General features: G+C 65.1%; 2 protein-coding genes. Both read left to right on the top strand.

Features of this window, described 5'->3' with window-relative positions:
* Positions 1-588 (top strand): glycoside hydrolase family 43 protein (locus BGN95_RS18345; RefSeq protein ID WP_286773584.1); only part of this gene is annotated, 588 nt, incomplete at its 5' end.
* A gap of 293 nt (positions 589-881) precedes the next feature.
* A partial coding sequence (locus BGN95_RS18340) for a TonB-dependent receptor plug domain-containing protein (RefSeq protein ID WP_286773583.1) occupies positions 882-2,531 on the top strand: 1,650 nt, incomplete at its 3' end.

Genomic DNA, 2,531 nt, shown 5'->3' with positions numbered 1-2,531 from the left:
ACCGAATGGGATACGGTCACGCTCGATTCGACCTCGTTCGTCCACCGCGGCCGGCGCTATCTCGCCTGGGCGCAGCGCGAACCGGGGATCGAGACCAATTCCAACCTCTATCTCGCCCCGCTCGCCACCCCGCTGACGCTCGCCGCCAAGCCGGCGCGGCTCTCGGTGCCGACGCTCGACTGGGAGATTCAGGGCTTCAAGGTCAATGAGGCGCCCGCGCTGCTGGCGCGCAATGGCCGGCTGTTCATGACCTATTCGGCGAGCGCAACCGACGCGCGTTACTGCATGGGGATGCTCACCTGCCGCGACGATGCCGACATCATGGACCCGGCCAATTGGGCCAAATCGCCGGTGCCGGTGTTCAAATCCTCGCCCGAGCACAAGGTGTGGGGGCCGGGGCACAACAGCTTCACCACCGACGAGCGCGGGCGCGACATTCTGGTCTATCACGCGCGCGATTACGAGAAGATCGAGGGCGATCCGCTGTTCGATCCCAATCGCCACACCCGCGCCCAGCCGATCGATTATCGCGCCGACGGGACGCCCGATTTCGGCGCGCCGGTGGCGAACGGGGTGCTGCGCTGGTAGTGATCGCCCGCGTTCCTTCCCGCCGTTCGGGCTGAGCTTGTCGAAGCCCTGCCGCTTTCTTCCGACGAAGAAAGACAGCCCTTCGACAAGCTCAGGGCGAACGGAGCGTGGGCGAGCCCGATCAGCCCGCATCTCACCTGTGGCCGCGCAGCCACGCTTCTCTCCTACTCCGAGTTATTTATCGCGATTCCACGCTGGAGTCGCTTGACCTCCCTCGTCCGCGGTGCCAATGCGCGATTCTAATTTGTCGGACTAATAGCCGCGAACGAACGGCATTCTCTGGGGAGGTCTCCATGAATCGCAAGCCCATTATCCTCGGGTCGGTTTCCCTGCTCTCGCTGCTGCTGGCGGGCCCGGCGCTGGCGCAGACCGCCGCGGCGGACACCGATGCGACGGCCGGCGACGATATCGTCGTCACCGGGGTGCGCGCCTCGATCGTCGGCGCGCTCAACGTCCGCAAGCAATCGACCCAGATCGTCGATTCGATCGTCGCCGAAGACGTCGGCAAGCTGCCCGACAACAATGTCGTCGAGGCGCTGCAGCGCGTCACCGGCGTCCAGGTGACCGATCGTGGCAATGGCGAGGCGGGGACGATCTCGATCCGCGGGCTGCCCGATCCAGTGACGACCCTGAACGGGCGCAACATCTTCACCGCGGCGGGCCAGTCCTTCGCGCTGCAGGACGTTTCGGCGAACCTGATCAAGTCGGTCGACATCTACAAGACCCGCGCCGCCGACCAGCTCGAGACCGGGCTCGCCGGCCAGGTCGACATCAAGACGCGCCGTCCGTTCGATTTCAACGGCTTCGCCATCTCGGCGCTGGCGCGTGGCGTCTATAACGAACAGTCCGACAAGATCGACCCCAACGCCGCATTGCTGATCAGCGATCGCTGGACCACCGGGATCGGCGACATCGGCCTGCTTGTCAACGGCAGCTACAACAAGAGCCGCTACCGCACACAGAGCGTGACCGCGGGCGCATTCGTGCCGTTCGCGACCGAAAACCCGCCCGCCGGCTCGGGCTTCACCCCGCTGCAGCGGATCTTCGGCGGTTGGCCGGTCGGCACCAATGCCGGCCTGCCCACCGCGCCGGGTTCGACGCTCAATATCAACGGCGTCGACGTGCCTTATTATCTGTCGCGCGACGCGGTGTTCAGCACCGACCTGTACGGCGAACGCGAGCGGCCGTCGGTCAATGTCGCGCTGCAATGGGCGCCGAACAGCAGCTCGGTCTATACCGCCGAATTCTATTATTCGGGCTTCCGCGGCAAGACCTACAACGATCTGATGTTCAGCTTCGTCGACTGGTGGGGCAATCTCGGCAACAATCCCGGATCGACGATCCAGCTCTATCCGGGCACCAATATCGTCAAGTCGCGCCAGGTCGGCAATGTCGCGGGCTTCAACAGCGGCGATTACGCGACCAATCGCACCGACAGCTTCGTCTATGCCCTGAACGGCAAATGGGACGTGGGCGACGGGCGCGGCAAGATCGTCGCCGATCTAGCCTATCAGACGAGCAAGAACCGCCAGACCTTCTTCGCGATGCGCACCTATCGCCCCGGGCTCGACGTCGATGTCGATTTCAACGCCGGCGGCGGCATCCCGTCGTACAAATTCGCCAACAGCGGCGTGCTCACCGATCCGGGCCAATGGACGCTCGGCGAATTGTACGACAACGCCAATCGCGACACCGGCAGCGCCGCGACCTTCACGCTCGACGGCGACTATAATTGGGACAGCGGCTTCCTGCGCCGCATCAAGGCGGGGATCCGCTACGATGCGCGCAAGGCCGACAGCTGGGTGCGCACGCAGGATGCCGGCGTCCCGCTGAGCAACGGCGCGCCGATCCCGCTCACCGCGCTCGGCGCGTCGGGCGCCTTCACCAACAGCGGCTTCTTCGACGGGCTCGCCAATGTCCCGACGAGCTGGGTCACCGCCAAC

Origin of the sequence: Sphingomonas sp. 66-10 (assembly GCF_001897045.1) — a bacterium.
Taxonomy (GTDB): Bacteria; Pseudomonadota; Alphaproteobacteria; order Sphingomonadales; family Sphingomonadaceae; genus Sphingomonas; species Sphingomonas lycopersici.
Note: the sequence above shows the minus strand (reverse complement) of the source record. Positions and strands in the feature narration are given on the sequence as shown.